Source organism: Pseudoxanthomonas sp. GW835-FHT14C01, from assembly GCF_058793715.1.
Window position 1 is genome coordinate 133321 of record NZ_JBXAGB010000003.1, and the last position, 17768, is coordinate 151088.

Consider the following 17768-nt stretch of genomic DNA (forward strand, 5'->3'; position numbering starts at 1 on the left):
AGCGCCTCAGCTCAGTTGCGCGATGCGCCAGATGGCGGTCGCCTGTGAGGCCATCCAGTTCTGGTGCGCGGCAATGCGCTCAGGCGTCCACTCGGCGTTCTCTTCCCCGATTTTCCGGGTGATCGCGAATCCACTGGCCCGGTAGGCATCTCTTTTCTGGGCGTACTCGGCGTTGCCCGCATCCCGGTTCGCGCCGGCCTGCATCAAGGTCATGTTGCCCAACCGATACACCAGCGCCTCTGCATCGTCGTTGCCGATGCCACCCCAGTTGTCCGGCGCGTTCTGCGACAGAACATGCTCGATGTTGAACGCATCACTGGCGAAATCATGGGCATGACCAGACAGGTGCTTCTCGATAGCGCAGAGGATCAGGCGTACGACTCGGTTGTTTCGGGAGTCCGTGGTGCGGATGGTCTTCTCGGAGAACGCCGTCCGGAACGCCGCATCGTCAGGGTAGATGCTCCGCAGCAAGGGAAGCGACGCGCCGAGCCGATCCAGTTCGCGCTTCGCGACACGCTCAGCAACTTCGTTGTACTTGCGTTCCTGCTCGGCCGTACTTTGCGAACCGATCACGTTGAAGCGCATCGAGATCACCATTGTCGCCCGCAGCAGGCCAGTAAAGTCGGGGGCGTCAAAAATTCGCTTTCCTGCCAGCAGCAGGGGATAGGGCTGACGAACCCGGAAGGTCTTGAGTACGCCGGCCAGCTGTTTGTCCTCTGGCGACCAGTCCGAAACTTCGGGCGACGACAAAGCGAGATAGGTATCAAGATCCTCTTCCATGTCGCGCAGAAGCTGGAACACCGCTTCCGGCGTTCCCACCTGCGCACGAATGGTCTTGAACAGGTCGGCCTGCCGCGCAAAGCTGCGGCGGCTATTCCAGTGGACGCGAAGGAAATCGGGGAAATTCTCCGACTGTAGCCGCCCGACGATGGATTCCCAGCGATCTTCGAGGGCGCGAAGCTCGTGATCAGCCTCGCCGCCCCGATCGAGCACCGAGAACAGGTAGTTCTTCAACAGATCGGTAGCCGAGAGGCGGACACCACGCGCATTCAGGGTTTCAAACACCTTGTACGCGTTGAGCTCGTCCGTGACGGTAATGACCGTGAAGAAAAGACGGTCGCTGATGTCCTCCACGAGCTTGGCAAGGCGCATCCCCTCCTCGCCGGTGCTCGCCCGCAGGAACTCCGCCACCCGCCGATCAAACCATTCGAAAGCCTTGCGAAGCGCGTGCTCGGACGCGCGGAATCCACGCTGGGGAAGATGCCCCAACGGTGCGAGATAGGTCTGGAAGTAGTGGTTGTTGTTGCGGTTGAGCGTCAGCTTTGGCCGGGCGACAAGCGTGACGGGATCCAAGTAGCCGACATAGGTCTGGCGGATCTGGTCGCGTCGGCGGGTGTTCGCCTCGGGCTCATTGCCAGCATCGATCAAACGCTGGAGGTTCTTGAGGATAGCGAGGACGATCAGACTGATGGTCGTCAGTCGCTGCTGGCCGTCAATCACGTCGAACGACTTGTCGTCAGCAGACTGCAGCACGAGGTAGCCCATGTAGTGGGCGGTCTCGCCGTCAGCCCTGAGCGTTCCCTGGATGTCAGCCCAGAGATCCTCCCACTCCTCTTGCGTCCAGCTGTAGTCGCGCTGAAATCGCGGGATGCGGTAGGTCAACCCGTTGCCGATGAGCTTCCGGAACGTGTTGTTCTCGGTCTTGAAGTTGGTTGCGGCCATGGTTCGCTCCAATCCTCACTCGGTCACTTCGCCCAACAGGGCTGCAATCTCAGCTTCGACCTGCTTCAGTTCGGAGTCGATGTCGGCCAGTTTGCGCGGCGGCTGGTATTTGTAGAAGTAGCGGTTGAAGTTGATCTCGTAGCCGACCCGGCCAATCTCGCCGTCCTTGTCGTCGCGGAACGTTTCATCCAGCCAGGCGTCCGGCACATGCGGCAGCACCTCACGGGCTAGGTAGTCGCGGACGTCCTCGGTCAGCGGCACGTTCTCGTAGTCGGTCAGCTCGCTGTCGGCCACGGGATTGCCGTCGGCGTCGGTCACCTCGTCACCCTCCGGGTCGCGAACACCCAGTGCGTTGACCAAGGCCTTGAGGAAGGGCTTGCCCACCTTGCCAAGCGTGGCATCCTCTCGGACGGCCTGCGCAATGAAGGTTTCCGCCCAAGCCACCGGCTGCTCCTCGTCCAGATGCGCGGACAAGGCCATCTGCCAGCCGGACTGCTGCTCAGGCGTCAGCTTGGCCCAAGCTTTTTCGTTCCACAGCTTAGCCAGGTTGTCGCGCGTGATGTGGAGGCGCATGCGCAGCGGGCGCAGGACACGAATGCGGCGGTAACCGAAGGTCCGGTACTCGAGCATGCGGCTGAACTCGCCGCTCTCTGCGGCAGCGTAGAGGTCGGCGATCTGGCGCTGTTGGTCGTCGCTGATCTTGCGGCGCTTGTTGCCTTCGTTCTTGATCGAAGTCCACAGGCCGGTGGCATTGATCAGCTGAACCCGGTTCCGGCGGTGCGCGGGTTTCTTGTTGGACAGAATCCAGAGGTATGTGCCGATGCCAGTGCGGAAGAAGATCTCCGTGGGCAGGGCGATGATCGCCTCGACCCGGTCGTTCTCCAGCAGCCAGCGCCGGATCTCCGACTCGCCAGAACCGGCGCCGCCATTGAACAGCGGCGAGCCTGACAGAATGATCGCGGCACGTCCGCCGCCCTTCTCAGGCAGCTCGAGCTTGCTGGCCAGGTGCAGCAGGAACAGCATCGAACCGTCGTTGATGCGCGGCAGACCCGGGCCGAAGCGGCCGGCGTAGCCCAGCTCCTTGTGCTCGTCTTCGACGGCTTTCTGGTCCTTCTCCCATTTCTTGCCGAACGGCGGATTGGCCAAGCAATAGTGGAAACGCTCACCGGCGAACGCGTCCCGCGACAGGGTGCTGTACGGCCCTTTGATGTTCCGGGACAAATCCCGGCCAGGATCGGACGCCAAGGTTCGAAGCAGCATGCCAGCCAGACAGACCGCGTGGGTTTCGGGCTCCAGTTCTTGCCCGTGGGGCACGAGGACCGGCGGCACCTTGAAGCGGCTGCCGTAGTCGGCCACGTGGCTCATGGCGTCCGAGAGGAAGCCGCCCGTGCCGCAGGAGGGGTCATACAGCGTGCGAATCAGGCCCGGATTGGCCTCGAACAGCTCATCGTCCGGATCCAGCAGTAGCGTGGTTGCCAAATGCACCACGTCGCGAGGCGTCATGAAGTCTTCGGCACCCTCGTTAACCTCCGCGCCGAAGCGCCGGATCAGGTGCTCGTAGAGGTTGCTCATCTCCCGGTCGGGAACCTGATCGGGGTGCAGGTCAATGCCAGCGAAGTTGTTGCAGATCTTGTAGAGCAAACCCGCCTTGTCTAGGCGGATGATGGTGTTTGTGAAGTCGAACTGCTCGAAGATGACGCGAGCGTTGTCCGAGAACCGCGCTACGTAGTCCTGAAGGTTCTGCCGCGTTTTGGTGCTACCCAGCGTCGCGAGGGCGTAACTCGACGTGTTGTAGAAGGGGTAGCCGGCGACCTGTCGCAGGATCAGGTCGAGATCGATCCCGCTGTCCTTGTGCTCCGCATGTGCCGCTGCGACGGCCTCGCGGGACTTCTCCAAAACACACTCAAGGCGGCGCAGCAGCGTGAACGGCAGGATGATCTTGCCAAAGTCCGTGTGCTTGAAGTCGCCCCAAAGGTCTTCGGCGTTCTTCCAGCACTCCGCCGCCAGTGACAAGCCAGATCCATTGCCCTCAGCCATGCTCTTCTCCAACCGCTTTTTGCACGATAGAGAATAGCACCACGGAGCTGGGCGTCAACCAGATATTGCACAGAACAAGACGGCGGCAGGGTCGGGCTCCTGGCTCGGCCATCAACCACTTTTTGCTCTTAACCAAAAAACTCCCGCCCTTGGTCAAAGTGAAGCTGGCCGCTGTGGCCTTGGCCACAGTGCTGTCCGATCGCATGACCGACAAGGAAGCTGGTCGCTTCCTGCGCGAAGCCACGGGCACGCAATGGTCACTGTTGACCTGCATGCAGTATCTGTCCGGCAAGGAAGCGCTGTCAGTGATTGCCGCATTGCCCGAGGACTGGTCCGACGACGGCATAGGCAAGCAGGCCTTGGAGCAGGCCACGAAGGTGGCGGCGTTCGCCATGGCCAATGCGCACCCGAAAGGCACACCGCTGTGCGCCAGCGACCTGGCAAAACAGTACCGGGGCAACGAAGCGATCGAAAAATGACGGTACTGCAAGACTATGAGAAGGCGCTGTACGAGCGCATGGTGGCAGACGCCATGGCCAAGTTCGGTTATGGACGCGCAAAGGCCGAGAAGCTAATCAAGGGTGTGATCCCGAGGATCCGACAACAGAAACAGATCCAGAAGCAGCGGCAGGGGAAGGCGGCTTGCAAGAAGAGGGTCAATGGGAGCCAGAAACAAAAAGGACCCATGAAGCGCGAGGACATTGCCAAGCTGCCTCCAGTCGTTCCACCTCGTCCTGCGCCACGCACAGCCAAGGAACGCATGGAGCGGGCCCTGGGCCCAGATGACGGAGCCAGCCGTAGGGGTGGCAACCCGGTGGTCCAGGGCGGCAGTCCAGGGCTAGGAAAGCGCCGTTGAAAGCCTGTAACACATGAAAAATGAGGTAAGCAAACTCCCATGAAATTCGTAATTGATCATTACTCCCTTGTCGAACTCACGCAGCTCATCAAGTCAGCAGAGCGTCGCTTGAAGGAACTCACGAGGCGCCGACCCATCGCGGAGGTGCGCCGTGAACTGACTTACTACGTGGCCACGGAAGGGTATTCGGTCGATGAATTGATGGGCATTTCGACACAGGAGCCTGCACCCAAGAAGCGACGGAAGCGAAAGCTTCCCAAGGTGGAACCTAAATACCGCGATCCGGACAACGCACGAAACACCTGGTCGGGGCGGGGAAGCCAACCGCTGTGGCTCGCCGAGAAGGTCAAACGCGGGCGTCACCCGACCGACTTTCTCATTCCCGGCCTCGCGCGTCCGACGGCGAAGAAAGTAAGCCCAGTTGGCAAGCGCACGGTCTACAAGGCCTGACCCAACTTCTCCTGTGCCAAGCCCGCATGGTGTGCCAGGTGTGCAGGGTTGGAGTGGCGTTCTGCCCGCTCCGGCAAGCGCAACGGCCGTCCGTCCCGCCGTCTGTTGGGCTATCCCCTTGACGCGGCTCGATCTTAGGGTGGCTTAGCCCGGCTAACAACCCGATGTGTAGCCGGATCCAGCAGGGTGCGGGGCGTGCGCATCGGCGAATGTCGGCGTCGGGTCGAGAGCGCGCTTCACTTCGCGCTGTTCGCTTGGCACAACAGGGACCGCGCCCACGCCCTCATCTCCTCATGAGAAATCGTCCGGCCAGCATCCACATCCGCAAGTCCAGCCAATGTCCGATGATGCTTCTCTTCATCCGTTAGCACTGGCAAGCATGCCAATAAGTCGTTATCGGGCAAGTCCATACCTAAGTCCGGCTTAAGGTACGGATCACTATATCGCATGGCAAAAAGATGAGAGGTGGCCTCAAGATTGCAGACTGGCATGGGATAACGACCGCTATCGGCCTTGGATTCAACCGATCGACGCAACAGTTTGTCGATATCGCTCTGCCGGTGTTTCGTAGCCAAGCGTCTTGCGTGGCCGTTCGTTGAGCTGGCGCGCCACGGCATCCAGCTTGGCCTGCGAGATGTCCGCCAGGTTGATGCCCTTCGGGAAGTACTGCCGCAGTAGTCCGTTGGTGTTCTCGTTGGTACCGCGTTGCCAAGGATGGTGCGGGTCGCAGAAGTAGACCTGGATGTCAGTGGCCAGGGTGAAGCGACGGTGTCCTGCCATTTCCTTGCCCCGGTCCCAGGTCAGCGATCGGTAGAGCTGCTTCGGCAGGCGGCGTGCGTTCTTGATCAACGCGTTGACCACGGTCTCGGTGTCCTTGCCTGCCACCTTCACCAGCATCAGATAGCGGGTCTGCCGCTCCACCAGCGTGGCGATCTGACTGTTCCGGTCACCGAACAGCAGGTCGCCTTCCCAGTGTCCCGGCACGGCCCGATCTTCGGCGCTGGCCGGCCGCTCGCTGATCGAGACGGTGTTGGTGATCCGGCCATGGTTCTCTGTCTTCTGGGTGTGGTGTCGTGAACGACGCATCGCCCGCGTGCGCCTCAGGTGCGCGAGCAGCTCCTGTTTCAAGGCTCCGCGGGACTGGATGTAGAGCGTGCGATAGATCGTCTCGTGGGACACCTGACGGCTCGCATCATCGGGATAGGTGCGTTTGAGCCAGCCGGCCACCTGCTCAGGCGACCACTGCCGCTGGATCTTCTCTGCCACGCGAGCGGCCAAGGCTCGATGCAGCGCCAGCTTACAGGGCTTGGGGCGCCGCGCCCGGTCCCAGGCGGCATGGTCGGCCTGGCTGGCGCGGTAGCCTTCAGGGCCGTCGTTGCGACCGATCTCGCGACTGATCGTGGATGGCGCCCGCCCCAGCGACGCGGCGATCGTGCGGATCGATCGTCCCGCCGCCAGGCCGCGGGAAATCTCCTCGCGCTCGGCCAGGCTCAGCACCCTTGGAGATCTTCGCCTCATCGGCGGACGAATGCCGCCGTGCTCGGCCAGGATGTTCCGAACTGAGCTGTGGTGCCGGTCAAACAGGGACGCAATCTGGTGCAGGGACTCGCCCTGCTGCCAACGGTCCCACATCAGCGCCTTCTGGGTGTCGGTGTAGTAGATCCTCTTCCTGCGCTTCATCCGCAACACTCCCGCTGCCTATGCAGCTATCCGTGTGTTGCATCGATCATATGAATCCGCGGCCAAAAGCGGGCGTCTGCCGATGCATGATGCGATCCACCGTCACAGAGCGCTTACCGTCATCGAGGCGGTAGCTAGGAACTGCTCTGAGACGGCGTCAAAAAAAAGCCGTGCGGCAGTACTCATGAGTATTCTAGTGGCTCAGATTTGAAGACGCTGGCCCATCAAATCCTCTCAGGATGCGCCAAGTTATGATTGATCCCAGCGCAAGCATTCCCGCTACTACCAACACCACCAGTACATAAGCACGATCAAAGGCTAGATTGGCTGCATGAAGAAGTTGATCTCCATCCACCGCGGTGCGCGCGAGATCAATCGCATTCATCAGGCTTTGCCGTGCTTCCTCAGGCGCCCCGGCAGGTAGCTGCAGGAAGGCTGCATAGAGGTTGGGAAGCAGACTGCCCAGTAGGGCCACCGCAGTGAGGCTGCCGAACTCGTAGGAGACCTCCTCCACGGAAGATGCCATGCCAGCACGATGCACCGGGGCCGTTCCAATAATGGCGGAGGATGCCACGCTCATCACGGCGCCCAGGCCGGCGCCGGTGACCAAGCAGCCAGCAACCACCCAACCCACGCCTGCCGGCAACAGCAGTGCGATGCTTGCTGAGCCCAACGCGGCGACGATTAGCCCGCCCCCGATCAAGATGCGCAGACCAATACGGTGCAGGTAGGCGCCGCCGATCATTGCAGTGGGAAGGCAGCCCACGGCTACCGCTGCCACCAACATGCCAGCTTCCAATGGCGTGTAGTTGGCCACCAGTTGGAAACGTTGTGTGGTGACCAGCTGTAGGCCGCCAATGGTGAATGTTGCAAATCCTGCAGCCAATACACCAGACATGAAAGCGGGATGACGGAACAGACCGAAGTCGAGCAAAGGGTATGGCAGTGCTGCCTGTCTGCGGACAAACAAAACCGCGCAAATCAATGCGGCGACAGCAGCACCAATGACCAATTCCAAATGATTGGTGCCGGTTGCGACCTCCTTGATGCAGACGACAAGACCCGAGAGCACCACCAGAGCCAGAACCGAGGACCACAGGTCCCAGGGACGGGATGCGTCAGTGCGATTGCTCGGGGCGTAGAGCGCAGAACCGATCAGGGCCAGAACCACAACGGGCACGTTGATAAGGAACACCGAGCCCCACCAGAACTTGGCCAGCAGCAGACCACCGACAATCGGTCCCAGCGCAGCACCGACGACCGATAGACTGCCCCAGATCGCAATGGCGAGGTTTCGTTCGCGCTCTTCGGTAAAGGTGACCCGGATAAGGGCAAGCGTAGCGGGCATCATCGCCGCCGCACCCACCGCCAAGCATGCGCGCGCGCCGATCAGGATGGGGGCGCTAGGCGAATAGGCGGCCAAGATTGAGGACAAGCCAAACAAGACCAGGCCGATATTGAACATGCGGCTATGGCCGATGCGATCACCCAGCGTACCGGCACCCAACAGCAAGCCAGCCATTACCAGCGGGTAAGCATTGATGATCCACAGCCCCTGCTTTCCGGTGGCGCCCAACTCATGGGTCAGCGTAGGCAAGGCGGTGTAGAGAATCGAGTTGTCCAGCGTGATGAGCAGCAGGCCGGCACTCACCGTTAGCAGGACCATCCAGCGCTTGGGATCAGGATGCATGAGCGTTACTCCTCAGAGAGGTCAATTGCGACGATGGCGTTAGTTCCGAACGCTTCCAGCGTGGGGTGCAAAGATCTTTATTGAACGTGGCCACTGGATCAATAAGGTCCAGTAACTTCCCCCGACATTTAGGTTCGGCCAAGGGCAGAAATGAGAATTCTCGCCGGGAACGCGTCATGACTACGCATCCCCGGCGACGGGCTGTCATCACGACAGTCAGTGCCTGCTCCAGGCCAGGTGTAAGCCTGCAGTACCGGGGGGACCGGAACGGCAGGCGACCGTGGTCGCTCCAAGACGTTGTGCGAGGGGTCGATGCAGCCTCGACCCCAACCTGGGGCAAGCGGTACCGTGGGCTCACTGGGATGACGTCCACGGAAGCCTCAGCTGTAGGGGACAGCGGAGGAGTCAAACGGAGTCGCAGGGTGATCGGAGCACCATTGGAGAGAGTGGTGACGATCACCCGCGACCCCAAACAGTCTGCGGGCGTCGGGGTAGAGCGCATCGCAGTAGATGTAGAGATTGAGCGCAGCACTACCGCTCTCCTACCCACCCGCCGCCCATCGCCTTGAACAGGGCTGGGCGTGAGTTATGCCGCTGGATGTGGGCCTCAAGCAACGCCAGTTGAGCGGACAGCCTCTGACGCTCAGCGTCCAGATAACGAAGGTGACTGTCGGCACCGGCGCGATAGCGCGCGCGGGACAACTCCGCAGCTCGACTGTTGGCGACTACGGAGCGCTGTTGCGCAGAAGCCTCCTGCTCGTAGGTGCTCGCATCTACTAGGGCATCGGATACCTCGCGGAAGCCGGTCTGGATCGCTCCTTCATAAGCCGCCACCGCACTGTCCCGCCGGACCTCAGACAGGTCCAAGCCCGCTTTCAATCGACCTCCCGCGAACAGCGGGATCGTGATGCGCGGAACAAAAGACCAACTACGAGTACCTGCAGAGAACAGATCGTCCACCTCGGCGCTGACACTGCCACCGGTCCCCGTCAACGTGATGTTGGGCAGGAATGCGGCACGCGCCGCGCCGACGTCTGCGTTACGGGCGCGCAACCTCTGTTCGGCGCTCAACACCTCAGGCCGCCTAGTGATCAGATCGGACGGCAGTCCGGGGCTAATAGCGGCGAACAGTTCGCGTTGATCGAGCGTTGGCGTCTGTCCAGCATGCTCTACCAAGGGTGTGTCACCGTGTCCGAGCAGCAAGGTCAGCGCATGCTTGGCGCGGGCGCGAGCACGCAGTGCCTGCTCCTTCTGTGCCTGTACATCTGCCAATGCGGCCCGCGCTTCTTGCACATCCAGATCGCCGACCGCACCAAGCTGGTGTGACATCTCGGTCAGTCCCAGTGACTTCTCTCTGCCTTCAAGCGTGCTTTGGACAAGGGCCACACGCTCCTGCGCGCCCTGCCACTCCACGTACGCGTTGCAAACCTGTGAGATTAGAGCAAGGCGTACTGCGCGAGCATCCTCGGCGGTTGCGTGATACTCGAAGCCGGCCGCATTGGCCAGGCTACGCAGTCGTCCAAACAGGTCCAGCTCAAAAGCCCCCAAAGTCACCCCGGATTGTGCCGATTCCTGGATAAGGCTTTGTCCACTCGGGCTTACGGCGGCAGGAATGCGTTCGCGCGTGTGTGAACCACCGGCCTCCACGTTGGGCAGCTGGGCACCGCGGGCAAGGCGAAGTTGGGCACGTGCTGCGTCAATGGCCAGTACCGATTGCCGCAGGTCACGATTGTTCTCCAGTGCGACCTGGACTAGCTCACGCAGCTGCGGCTCGAGGACAAAATCCTGCCACTGCACGTCGTCGGACCAGGTCACTTCTGAACGGTTAGTGGGTTGATCAGAAGCGTGCGCACCCCATTGTTCGTCGACGGGGAGGTTCGGACGGGTGTAGCGCGGCGCCAAGCTGCAACCGGTGGCTACCAAGCTGATCAACGTAATTGCCAGAATGAATCCCGCAGGATGACGGCTCACAGGCTGACCTCCGGGGCGGTTGCTTCTGCCTTGGATTTGCGGCGCAAATGCGTCATCACCCAGGTGAAGAAGATCGGGGTAAAGATCACACCCAAGGTGCTGGCCGCGATCATGCCGCCGATAACACCCGTACCCAGCGCGTTCTGACTGGCTGCACCAGCGCCGGAAGCCAGTACAAGAGGCACTACGCCCAGGATGAAGGCCAAGGACGTCATGATGATGGGGCGGAAACGCAAACGCGCCGCCTCCAAAGCAGAGTCGATCACGCCCTTGCCCGAGGCGTGTAGATCTTTGGCGAACTCGACGATCAGGATCGCGTTCTTGGCTGCCAAACCGATGATGGTGATCAGGCCCACCTTGAAATACACGTCGTTGGACATTCCCGCTACCAGTACCGCAGCCACGGCACCAATTGCACCGATCGGTACGATCAGCATCACCGAGAACGGAATGGCCCAGCTCTCATACAGCGCGACCAGCAGCAGGAACACCACCAACAGTGCCAGACCGAGCAGCATCGGCGCCTGCGTACCCGCCTCCTTTTCCTGATAGGACAAACCGGTCCACGAATGGCCAATGCCTTTGGGCAGCTCGCCCGCCAGACGCTCCATTTCAGCCAACGCCTCGCCCGAACTAACGCCTGGCGCCGCTTCACCACTGACACGAACGCTCTGATAGCCGTTGTAACGCGAGATCTGGACCGGGCCTTGCTCCCACAGCGTGGTCGTGAAGGCCGATAGTGGCACCTGTTGGCCAGTACGACCGGTCACATACAAGCTATCCAGGCTGTCGGGCGTGGCGCGATAGCGCGCATCGCTTTGCACCACGACCTTCTGGCTACGTCCGTCGTTGATGAACTCGTTGATCATGGCCGAGCCGTAAGCACTGGACAGCACGTCGGCTACCGCGTCAAAGCTCACGCCCAAGGCCTGGGCCTTGTCCCGATCAATATCCAAGCGCATACGCGGCGCATCGGCCAGGCCTTCGATCGTGGCGTACATCAACTTGGGCGACTGGTTTGCTTTGCCCAGGAGTTCACCTACAGCGCCCATCAAGGCATCGCGACCCACGTTGCCGCGGTCCTGGATGCGCATCGAGAAGCCTCCGGAGTTGCCCAGGCCATCTACCGGCGGCGGCGGCACAGCCATGATCGTGGCGTCCTTGATCTCAGAGAAACGCGCGTTTGCTGCAGCGATCTCGGTGATGGCCGATTCTTCCTTGCTACGCTCATCCCACGGCTTGAGAACTGGGAACATGAGGCCAGCATTGGCGCCCAGGCCAGAGAAGCTATAGCCATAGATGATCGTGACGTCTTCCATTGCATTGCGGCTGGCCAAGTATTCCGAAGCCTCCTGCGTGGCCGCCTTGGTTCGCTCAAAGCTCGCGCCCGGCGGCAATTGCACGTCCACGACCATGTAGCCTTCGTCTTCAAGTGGCACGAATGCCTCAGGAATCTGCACCCAGGCGTAGCTGAGCGCACCTAGCAGCACGGCGTAGACGAGCATGCCCCGGCCGGCACGGCGCACCAGTCGTTGGTTCAGAGAACCGAAGCGATCGGTGAAGTGGTTGAACTTTCGATTGAACCAGCCGAAGAACCCGCGCTTTTCGTGATGACCGTGCTGAACCGGCTTAAGCAGAGTGGCACATAGCGCCGGCGTCATCGTCAACGCCAGGAAACCAGAGAAAAGGATCGAGATGGCCAGTACTGCCGAGAACTGGCGATAGATGATGCCCACCGATCCAGACATGAAGGCCAGCGGCAAGAAGACGGCCGATAGAACCAGCGTGATGCCCACGATGGCCCCACCCACCTGTTGCATTGCTTTGATGGTGGCATCACGGGGCGAAAGCCCCTCTTCGGCCATCAACCTCTCTACATTTTCGACCACCACTATCGCGTCATCGACCAGGATGCCAATGGCCAGGACCATGGCGAACATGCTCATCATGTTCACCGAGAAGCCAAGCAGGTGCATGGCCCCGAAGGTGCCCAGCAAGCAGACCGGCACCACGATGGCGGGTATTAGCGTGTAGCGAAGATTCTGTAGGAACAGGAACATCACAAGGAACACGAGCACCATCGCTTCGATCAGCGTGGTGATGACCTTCGAGATAGCCACGCCAACGAAGGTGGAGCTGTCGTACGGCACGGTGTAGGTGATTTCATCGGGGAAGGAAACGGCCAGTTCCGCCAGACGCTCACGCACTGCTTTGACCGTTTCCACAGCGTTTCCGCCGGGCGCCAGCTGCACGGCTGCCGTGCCAGAGGGCTTGCCATTGGCCTGGGTATCAAAGCGATAGTCCTCGAGGCCAAGCTCCATCCGGGCCACATCCGCCAAGCGCACGGTCGATCCATCGGGCTTGGCCTTCAGCACGATCTGACCGAATTGTTCCGGCGTTTGGAGGGAGCCATTGACGATCAGCGTGGTGGCCAGCTCTTGACCTGCATCGACCGGACGTTCACCGATGCTGCCTGCAGCTACCTGCAGGTTCTGCGCGGCTATGGCTGCGTTGACATCAGCAATGGACAATCCCACCCCGTTGAGGGCCTGCGGATCGACCCAAACGCGCATAGCGGCGTCAGCACCAAAGAACTGGACGCGGCCAACACCGGGTACTCGCCGAATCTCGTTGTTGACCACGCGAGCGGCGTAGTCGTTTAGGCGGACAACATCGGTGGAGTCCACGCCGTCCTTGTAGGTCAGCGTGTAGATCATCAAGAAGCCTGCGGTGGTTTGCTCTACCTGAAGGCCGAGTCTGGTCACCAACGGCGGCAGTCGCGCCTCAGCACGCTTGATACGATTTTGAACGTCGACCTGTGCCAGATCCGGATCAGTGCCGGGCTGGAAGGTGACCGTGATTTCCGACAGTCCGTTGGAGCTGTTGGAATCGAAGTACAGCAAGTTCTTCGCACCGTTGAGCTCCTGCTCGATGATGCTTGTCACCGTCTCATTGACCACAGTAGCCGAGGCACCGGGGTAGTTGGCCATGATCGAGATCTGCGGCGGGGCTACCTGCGGATACTTCTCCACGGGCATTCCGGGCAACACCAGTAGTCCGACCAAAGAGATCAGAATGGCAACGACCCAAGCAAAGTTCGGACGGTAGATGAAAAATCGAGACATGACGATTCCTGCCGAGGGCTCATTGAGCCCTTCCGCTTAGAGGTAGAGGTGTAAGCCGCTGACTAGCTCTTGCTTGCTTCCGGCGACGGCAGCGGTGTGCCAGGTGCGACCTTGGTTGCTCCGTTGGCGACGTAGCGCTCGCCGGCCTTCAGGCCATCGAGGATTTCCCATTGAGCGCCTTCCATCTGACCCGTACGGACCTCGCGGGCCTGCGCCGTGCCGTCTTTACCCACAACCATGACGATTGCTTTGCCTTCAGGCGTCCGCTGGATGGCACGCTGTGGTACGAACACATGCGGTTTGGTTGCGGCCAGCTTGGACGTGACCCGAACAAACATGCCCGGCAGCAGTAGGCGATCCCCATTCGGGAACTCAGCGCGTAGCGCCACCATGCCGGTATCGGGGTCGACACTGATATCTGAGAACAGCAGCTTGCCTTGGCGTACGACGCCAACCTCAGGGACTTCAATGGTGATCTCGATCGGCTGGTCGCCATTCATGGCATTGGCCTCCTGGCGCAGGCGCAGCACTTCCGGAAGCGCACGGTTGAAGTCTGCATACACCGTGTCCAACTGCTGGATAAGCGCCATCGCAGTGGCCTCGCCCTGTCCCACCAGCGCTCCCTCGGTGACCAGCGCACGGCCGATACGGCCGGCAATGGGAGCCCGAACTGTGGCGTGGTTGACGTCCAGCTGTGCCGTTTGAACGGCTGCTTTGGCCGAGGCAAGCATCGCCTGCGACGACTTCAACCGCGCCGTCGCCGCATCGTGGTCCTGACGACTGATTGCATCGACCTTCACCAGTTCATCAGCACGAACGCTTTGGGCACGTGAGTCAGCCAGTTCGGCTTCTGCACGGGCCATTTCGCCTTTGGCGCGCGCTAGCGCGGCGAGAAATGGCGCGGGATCTATCTGAAACAGGACCTGGCCCGCTGCGACCTCGCTGCCTTCCTGAAACTTTCGCTCCAGCACGATGCCTGCCACGCGGGCACGCACTTCTGCGACCCGAACCGATGAGATGCGGCCAGGCAGTTGGCTGGACTTGTCGAATGCCCGAGCTTGCGCAGTCGCGATCTCAACAGCAGGTGCGGCAGGTGGAGGAGGAGCGTCCTGGCTGCATCCTGCGACCAGAAGGGCAATCAAGGCCGCGGCAGCGGCCCATCGGAAGGGAGAAGAAGGCATGGTTGGTCTCGTGGCGCAGGGCTTGGCGAACGGTGCCAGCACACAATACCAACTTATCTCATTTGAATCAAGTTTGCTTCATTTAGTTCGTAATTGACTTTTCGTGCTAATGTGTACACACATCCTCAAAGCAGCCCGCCCGTCCTTGAATCATCCCGACCCCACGCTAATTCGTGCTCTGGCTGCGAGCCTGGTTCAACGCCCTGGCGCCAGCCTGACGGAACTCGCCAAAGGCGCGGGTATTAGTCGCGCAACGCTGTACCGGTTGGCCCCCACGCGCTCGGCGATCCTTGCAATGCTGATGAGCCACGCGTTCACGCAGGTAGATGGCGCCCTGAGTCTGGCCGAAGGCCGCAAGGACGACCCCAAGGCTGGATTGGAGGCCGCCACCGCAGCCATGCTCGATGCCCGGGATTTGATCGTGCTGCTGTTCTATCAGTTTGGCGAAGAGGGAAAGAACAAGAACGATCTTCACTACTCACCGCCGGAATGGGCCCCCCTGGATGCACGTCTGGATGCCTTCTTCCTCAGTGGTCAGAAGGCTGGTGCATTCACCATCGAGATGCCAGCGCCGTGGCTGTCGGACTTCTACTGGACTTGCTTGTACGGAGCAGCTTGGTCTATCGCCCGAGGTCGCATGGCACCAGCCAGTGCCCTTTCGACAGTTATGCGCAGCTTTTTGCGCGGCATCACCTAGAAAAGGTCCGCTTTGGGTCTTGGATTCAACCGATCGACGCAACAGTTTGTCGATATCGCTCTGCCGGTGTTTCGTAGCCAAGCGTCTTGCGTGGCCGTTCGTTGAGCTGGCGCGCCACGGCATCCAGCTTGGCCTGCGAGATGTCCGCCAGGTTGATGCCCTTCGGGAAGTACTGCCGCAGTAGTCCGTTGGTGTTCTCGTTGGTACCGCGTTGCCAAGGATGGTGCGGGTCGCAGAAGTAGACCTGGATGTCAGTGGCCAGGGTGAAGCGACGGTGTCCTGCCATTTCCTTGCCCCGGTCCCAGGTCAGCGATCGGTAGAGCTGCTTCGGCAGGCGGCGTGCGTTCTTGATCAACGCGTTGACCACGGTCTCGGTGTCCTTGCCTGCCACCTTCACCAGCATCAGATAGCGGGTCTGCCGCTCCACCAGCGTGGCGATCTGACTGTTCCGGTCACCGAACAGCAGGTCGCCTTCCCAGTGTCCCGGCACGGCCCGATCTTCGGCGCTGGCCGGCCGCTCGCTGATCGAGACGGTGTTGGTGATCCGGCCATGGTTCTCTGTCTTCTGGGTGTGGTGTCGTGAACGACGCATCGCCCGCGTGCGCCTCAGGTGCGCGAGCAGCTCCTGTTTCAAGGCTCCGCGGGACTGGATGTAGAGCGTGCGATAGATCGTCTCGTGGGACACCTGACGGCTCGCATCATCGGGATAGGTGCGTTTGAGCCAGCCGGCCACCTGCTCAGGCGACCACTGCCGCTGGATCTTCTCTGCCACGCGAGCGGCCAAGGCTCGATGCAGCGCCAGCTTACAGGGCTTGGGGCGCCGCGCCCGGTCCCAGGCGGCATGGTCGGCCTGGCTGGCGCGGTAGCCTTCAGGGCCGTCGTTGCGACCGATCTCGCGACTGATCGTGGATGGCGCCCGCCCCAGCGACGCGGCGATCGTGCGGATCGATCGTCCCGCCGCCAGGCCGCGGGAAATCTCCTCGCGCTCGGCCAGGCTCAGCACCCTTGGAGATCTTCGCCTCATCGGCGGACGAATGCCGCCGTGCTCGGCCAGGATGTTCCGAACTGAGCTGTGGTGCCGGTCAAACAGGGACGCAATCTGGTGCAGGGACTCGCCCTGCTGCCAACGGTCCCACATCAGCGCCTTCTGGGTGTCGGTGTAGTAGATCCTCTTCCTGCGCTTCATCCGCAACACTCCCGCTGCCTATGCAGCTATCCGTGTGTTGCATCGATCATATGAATCCGCGGTCGGCAGCAGACATGCTCCATCCGTTGTATAACTGTGGTTGAAGCGCAAGAGTGGGCAAAGCCGACTAGCCGAATACGGGCACTGCGCCTAGCTCATTCAAGAATTCTGGGCGTCCACACGCGCCGTCGTACACCGCGACATCAATGACGGCATTTAATCGTGGATGAAGGCTCTGCAGAACCTGGACCATGTGCCGGGCCGCCCGTTCAAGGTGCCCAGATTCAGTGCCAATGTAGACAAGCAATACGAGCTCCTCCGACTTCCTCTCTCGTTTCTCCATCAGAAAGATCTGCTTAATGAACGAGGCCGATGCAGCACCCTCACGGACCGCTTTCACCACGTGGATAGGAGGGTTCTGCGCCGGTCTTACGTCCCACGTGCCGTCGGCTGGCTCCAACTTCTCGAAAGGCTCTAAGGATCCCTTCTCCAGAAGCGCAGTGATCTCTTCGGGATAGAGCACTGGCCCACCATCGTTAGGATTGATCATTATCGTGGCACCACGCGTTGCTCCGAACAGCTCGATGCAGGGCACTTGAACTGACCTCACGGCCGCGGAGCCCGCCCGATTACAGCGTCGAGCCGAGGTGAAGACGGGTATCGCATCGAACCCGTCCGGATGCCGGAACTGGATCAGTCGAACCTTTTTGTCGTCATCGGACACCGGAACATGCACAAACACCATGGCCATAAGAAGGTGCGTGTAGAACGCGGCCTCGTTGAAATGACTGGTGTGAGCCATTTCGAACAGATGCTCCAACTGTGACTGACTCATTGTGTCCACTATCTAGCCTCCTATGTGAGGTCCGAGCGGGTAGCCTCGAACCCAGTCGGGATCGAACTCTGTAACCAAGTAGGTCCTTAACAGTGGAGACTTGGCAACCTGTATCAGATGCGCCTCATTGACCGCTATCGCCTCAACGTCAGACACCGAGGGAAAGTGACGCAAGAGTCTGTACGCCTCAGTGCGTATTGCCACAGGCAATGCTGGGTTGGCCGAGAGCTCTCTGAGAAACGCCCCGGCTTGAATGAGGTTGCGAGTTCGCTCTGCAGGCGTCGTCACCGTTTCACCTCCTCTGGGACAGGTCGCTGCTAACCTTGGCGGATCTCGGG

At 60.8% G+C, this 17768-nt stretch carries 14 protein-coding genes; 4 read left to right on the plus strand and 10 right to left on the minus strand.

Annotated elements, in window-relative coordinates; translation table 11 throughout:
* Positions 1-6: 6 nt before the first annotated feature.
* Entirely contained in the window at positions 7-1722 is a 1716-nt protein-coding gene (locus AC1Q5B_RS13975; RefSeq protein WP_492632214.1) for a DUF262 domain-containing protein, read from the minus strand.
* Positions 1723-1737: 15 nt separating this feature from the next.
* Positions 1738-3759 carry a type I restriction-modification system subunit M gene (locus tag AC1Q5B_RS13980; protein ID WP_299347572.1) on the minus strand — a complete coding sequence of 674 codons (2022 nt, stop codon included), beginning with the start codon at positions 3757-3759 and terminating at the stop codon, positions 1738-1740.
* A 149-nt stretch (positions 3760-3908) separates the two neighbouring features.
* Between AC1Q5B_RS13980 and AC1Q5B_RS13985 the strand changes: the two genes are divergently transcribed.
* From AC1Q5B_RS13985 to AC1Q5B_RS13995, 3 genes are read left to right on the plus strand one after another with little or no spacing between them, the layout of a single operon-like run.
* Complete coding sequence (locus tag AC1Q5B_RS13985; RefSeq protein ID WP_492632215.1) at positions 3909-4238, plus strand: hypothetical protein; 330 nt, start codon at positions 3909-3911, stop codon at positions 4236-4238.
* Positions 4235-4615 (plus strand): hypothetical protein, encoded by a 381-nt coding sequence (locus AC1Q5B_RS13990; RefSeq protein ID WP_492632216.1) that lies wholly within the window; start codon positions 4235-4237, stop codon positions 4613-4615. The genes AC1Q5B_RS13985 and AC1Q5B_RS13990 overlap by 4 nt, the downstream gene beginning before the upstream one ends.
* Positions 4616-4654: 39 nt before the next feature.
* Positions 4655-5065, plus strand: a complete 411-nt coding sequence (locus AC1Q5B_RS13995; RefSeq protein ID WP_492632217.1) for an H-NS histone family protein — start codon at positions 4655-4657, stop codon at positions 5063-5065.
* A 519-nt stretch (positions 5066-5584) separates the two neighbouring features.
* Here AC1Q5B_RS13995 and AC1Q5B_RS14000 read toward each other — a convergent pair.
* The 5 genes from AC1Q5B_RS14000 to AC1Q5B_RS14020 all read right to left on the minus strand — a co-directional run bounded on the left by AC1Q5B_RS14000 (position 5585) and on the right by AC1Q5B_RS14020 (position 14712).
* Entirely contained in the window at positions 5585-6745 is a 1161-nt protein-coding gene (locus AC1Q5B_RS14000) for an IS30 family transposase (RefSeq protein WP_492632218.1), read from the minus strand.
* 193 nt (positions 6746-6938) lie between these two features.
* Positions 6939-8435 (minus strand): MFS transporter, encoded by a 1497-nt coding sequence (locus tag AC1Q5B_RS14005; RefSeq protein ID WP_492632219.1) that lies wholly within the window; start codon positions 8433-8435, stop codon positions 6939-6941.
* Between the two features lie 531 nt (positions 8436-8966).
* The gene (locus AC1Q5B_RS14010) at positions 8967-10406 is read right to left on the minus strand and encodes an efflux transporter outer membrane subunit (RefSeq protein ID WP_492632220.1); all 1440 of its coding nucleotides are present in this window, start codon (positions 10404-10406) and stop codon (positions 8967-8969) included.
* Positions 10403-13531, minus strand: coding sequence for a multidrug efflux RND transporter permease subunit (locus AC1Q5B_RS14015; protein WP_492632221.1), 3129 nt, complete (start codon positions 13529-13531; stop codon positions 10403-10405). Before AC1Q5B_RS14015 ends, AC1Q5B_RS14010 begins: the two co-directional genes overlap by 4 nt.
* Before the next feature lie 62 nt (positions 13532-13593).
* Positions 13594-14712, minus strand: coding sequence for an efflux RND transporter periplasmic adaptor subunit (locus tag AC1Q5B_RS14020; RefSeq protein ID WP_492632222.1), 1119 nt, complete (start codon positions 14710-14712; stop codon positions 13594-13596).
* 145 nt (positions 14713-14857) lie between these two features.
* Between AC1Q5B_RS14020 and AC1Q5B_RS14025 the strand changes: the two genes are divergently transcribed.
* The gene (locus AC1Q5B_RS14025; protein ID WP_492632223.1) at positions 14858-15409 is read left to right on the plus strand and encodes a TetR/AcrR family transcriptional regulator; all 552 of its coding nucleotides are present in this window, start codon (positions 14858-14860) and stop codon (positions 15407-15409) included.
* A 25-nt stretch (positions 15410-15434) separates the two neighbouring features.
* Here the strand turns inward: AC1Q5B_RS14025 and AC1Q5B_RS14030 are convergent, their stop codons facing one another.
* From AC1Q5B_RS14030 to AC1Q5B_RS14040, 3 genes are all read right to left on the minus strand, one after another.
* The gene (locus tag AC1Q5B_RS14030; RefSeq protein WP_492632218.1) at positions 15435-16595 is read right to left on the minus strand and encodes an IS30 family transposase; all 1161 of its coding nucleotides are present in this window, start codon (positions 16593-16595) and stop codon (positions 15435-15437) included.
* A 127-nt stretch (positions 16596-16722) separates the two neighbouring features.
* A complete protein-coding gene (locus AC1Q5B_RS14035; RefSeq protein WP_492632224.1) occupies positions 16723-17397 on the minus strand; it encodes an SseB family protein in 675 nt (224 codons plus the stop codon).
* 45 nt (positions 17398-17442) lie between these two features.
* Positions 17443-17718 (minus strand): BPSL0761 family protein, encoded by a 276-nt coding sequence (locus AC1Q5B_RS14040; RefSeq protein ID WP_492632225.1) that lies wholly within the window; start codon positions 17716-17718, stop codon positions 17443-17445.
* Between the last annotated feature and the right edge of the window lie 50 nt (positions 17719-17768).

Excerpts from the sequence above, each read along its gene's own strand:
- AC1Q5B_RS13975 (WP_492632214.1), bottom strand. The coding sequence starts at position 1,722 with ATGGCCGCAACCAACTTCAAGACCGAGAACAACACGTTCCGGAAGCTC.
- AC1Q5B_RS13980 (WP_299347572.1), bottom strand. The coding sequence starts at position 3,759 with ATGGCTGAGGGCAATGGATCTGGCTTGTCACTGGCGGCGGAGTGCTGG.
- AC1Q5B_RS13990 (WP_492632216.1), top strand. The coding sequence starts at position 4,235 with ATGACGGTACTGCAAGACTATGAGAAGGCGCTGTACGAGCGCATGGTG.
- AC1Q5B_RS13995 (WP_492632217.1), top strand. The coding sequence starts at position 4,655 with ATGAAATTCGTAATTGATCATTACTCCCTTGTCGAACTCACGCAGCTC.
- AC1Q5B_RS14000 (WP_492632218.1), bottom strand. The coding sequence starts at position 6,745 with ATGAAGCGCAGGAAGAGGATCTACTACACCGACACCCAGAAGGCGCTG.
- AC1Q5B_RS14005 (WP_492632219.1), bottom strand. The coding sequence starts at position 8,435 with ATGCATCCTGATCCCAAGCGCTGGATGGTCCTGCTAACGGTGAGTGCC.
- AC1Q5B_RS14015 (WP_492632221.1), bottom strand. The coding sequence starts at position 13,531 with ATGTCTCGATTTTTCATCTACCGTCCGAACTTTGCTTGGGTCGTTGCC.
- AC1Q5B_RS14020 (WP_492632222.1), bottom strand. The coding sequence starts at position 14,712 with ATGCCTTCTTCTCCCTTCCGATGGGCCGCTGCCGCGGCCTTGATTGCC.
- AC1Q5B_RS14030 (WP_492632218.1), bottom strand. The coding sequence starts at position 16,595 with ATGAAGCGCAGGAAGAGGATCTACTACACCGACACCCAGAAGGCGCTG.
- AC1Q5B_RS14035 (WP_492632224.1), bottom strand. The coding sequence starts at position 17,397 with ATGGCTCACACCAGTCATTTCAACGAGGCCGCGTTCTACACGCACCTT.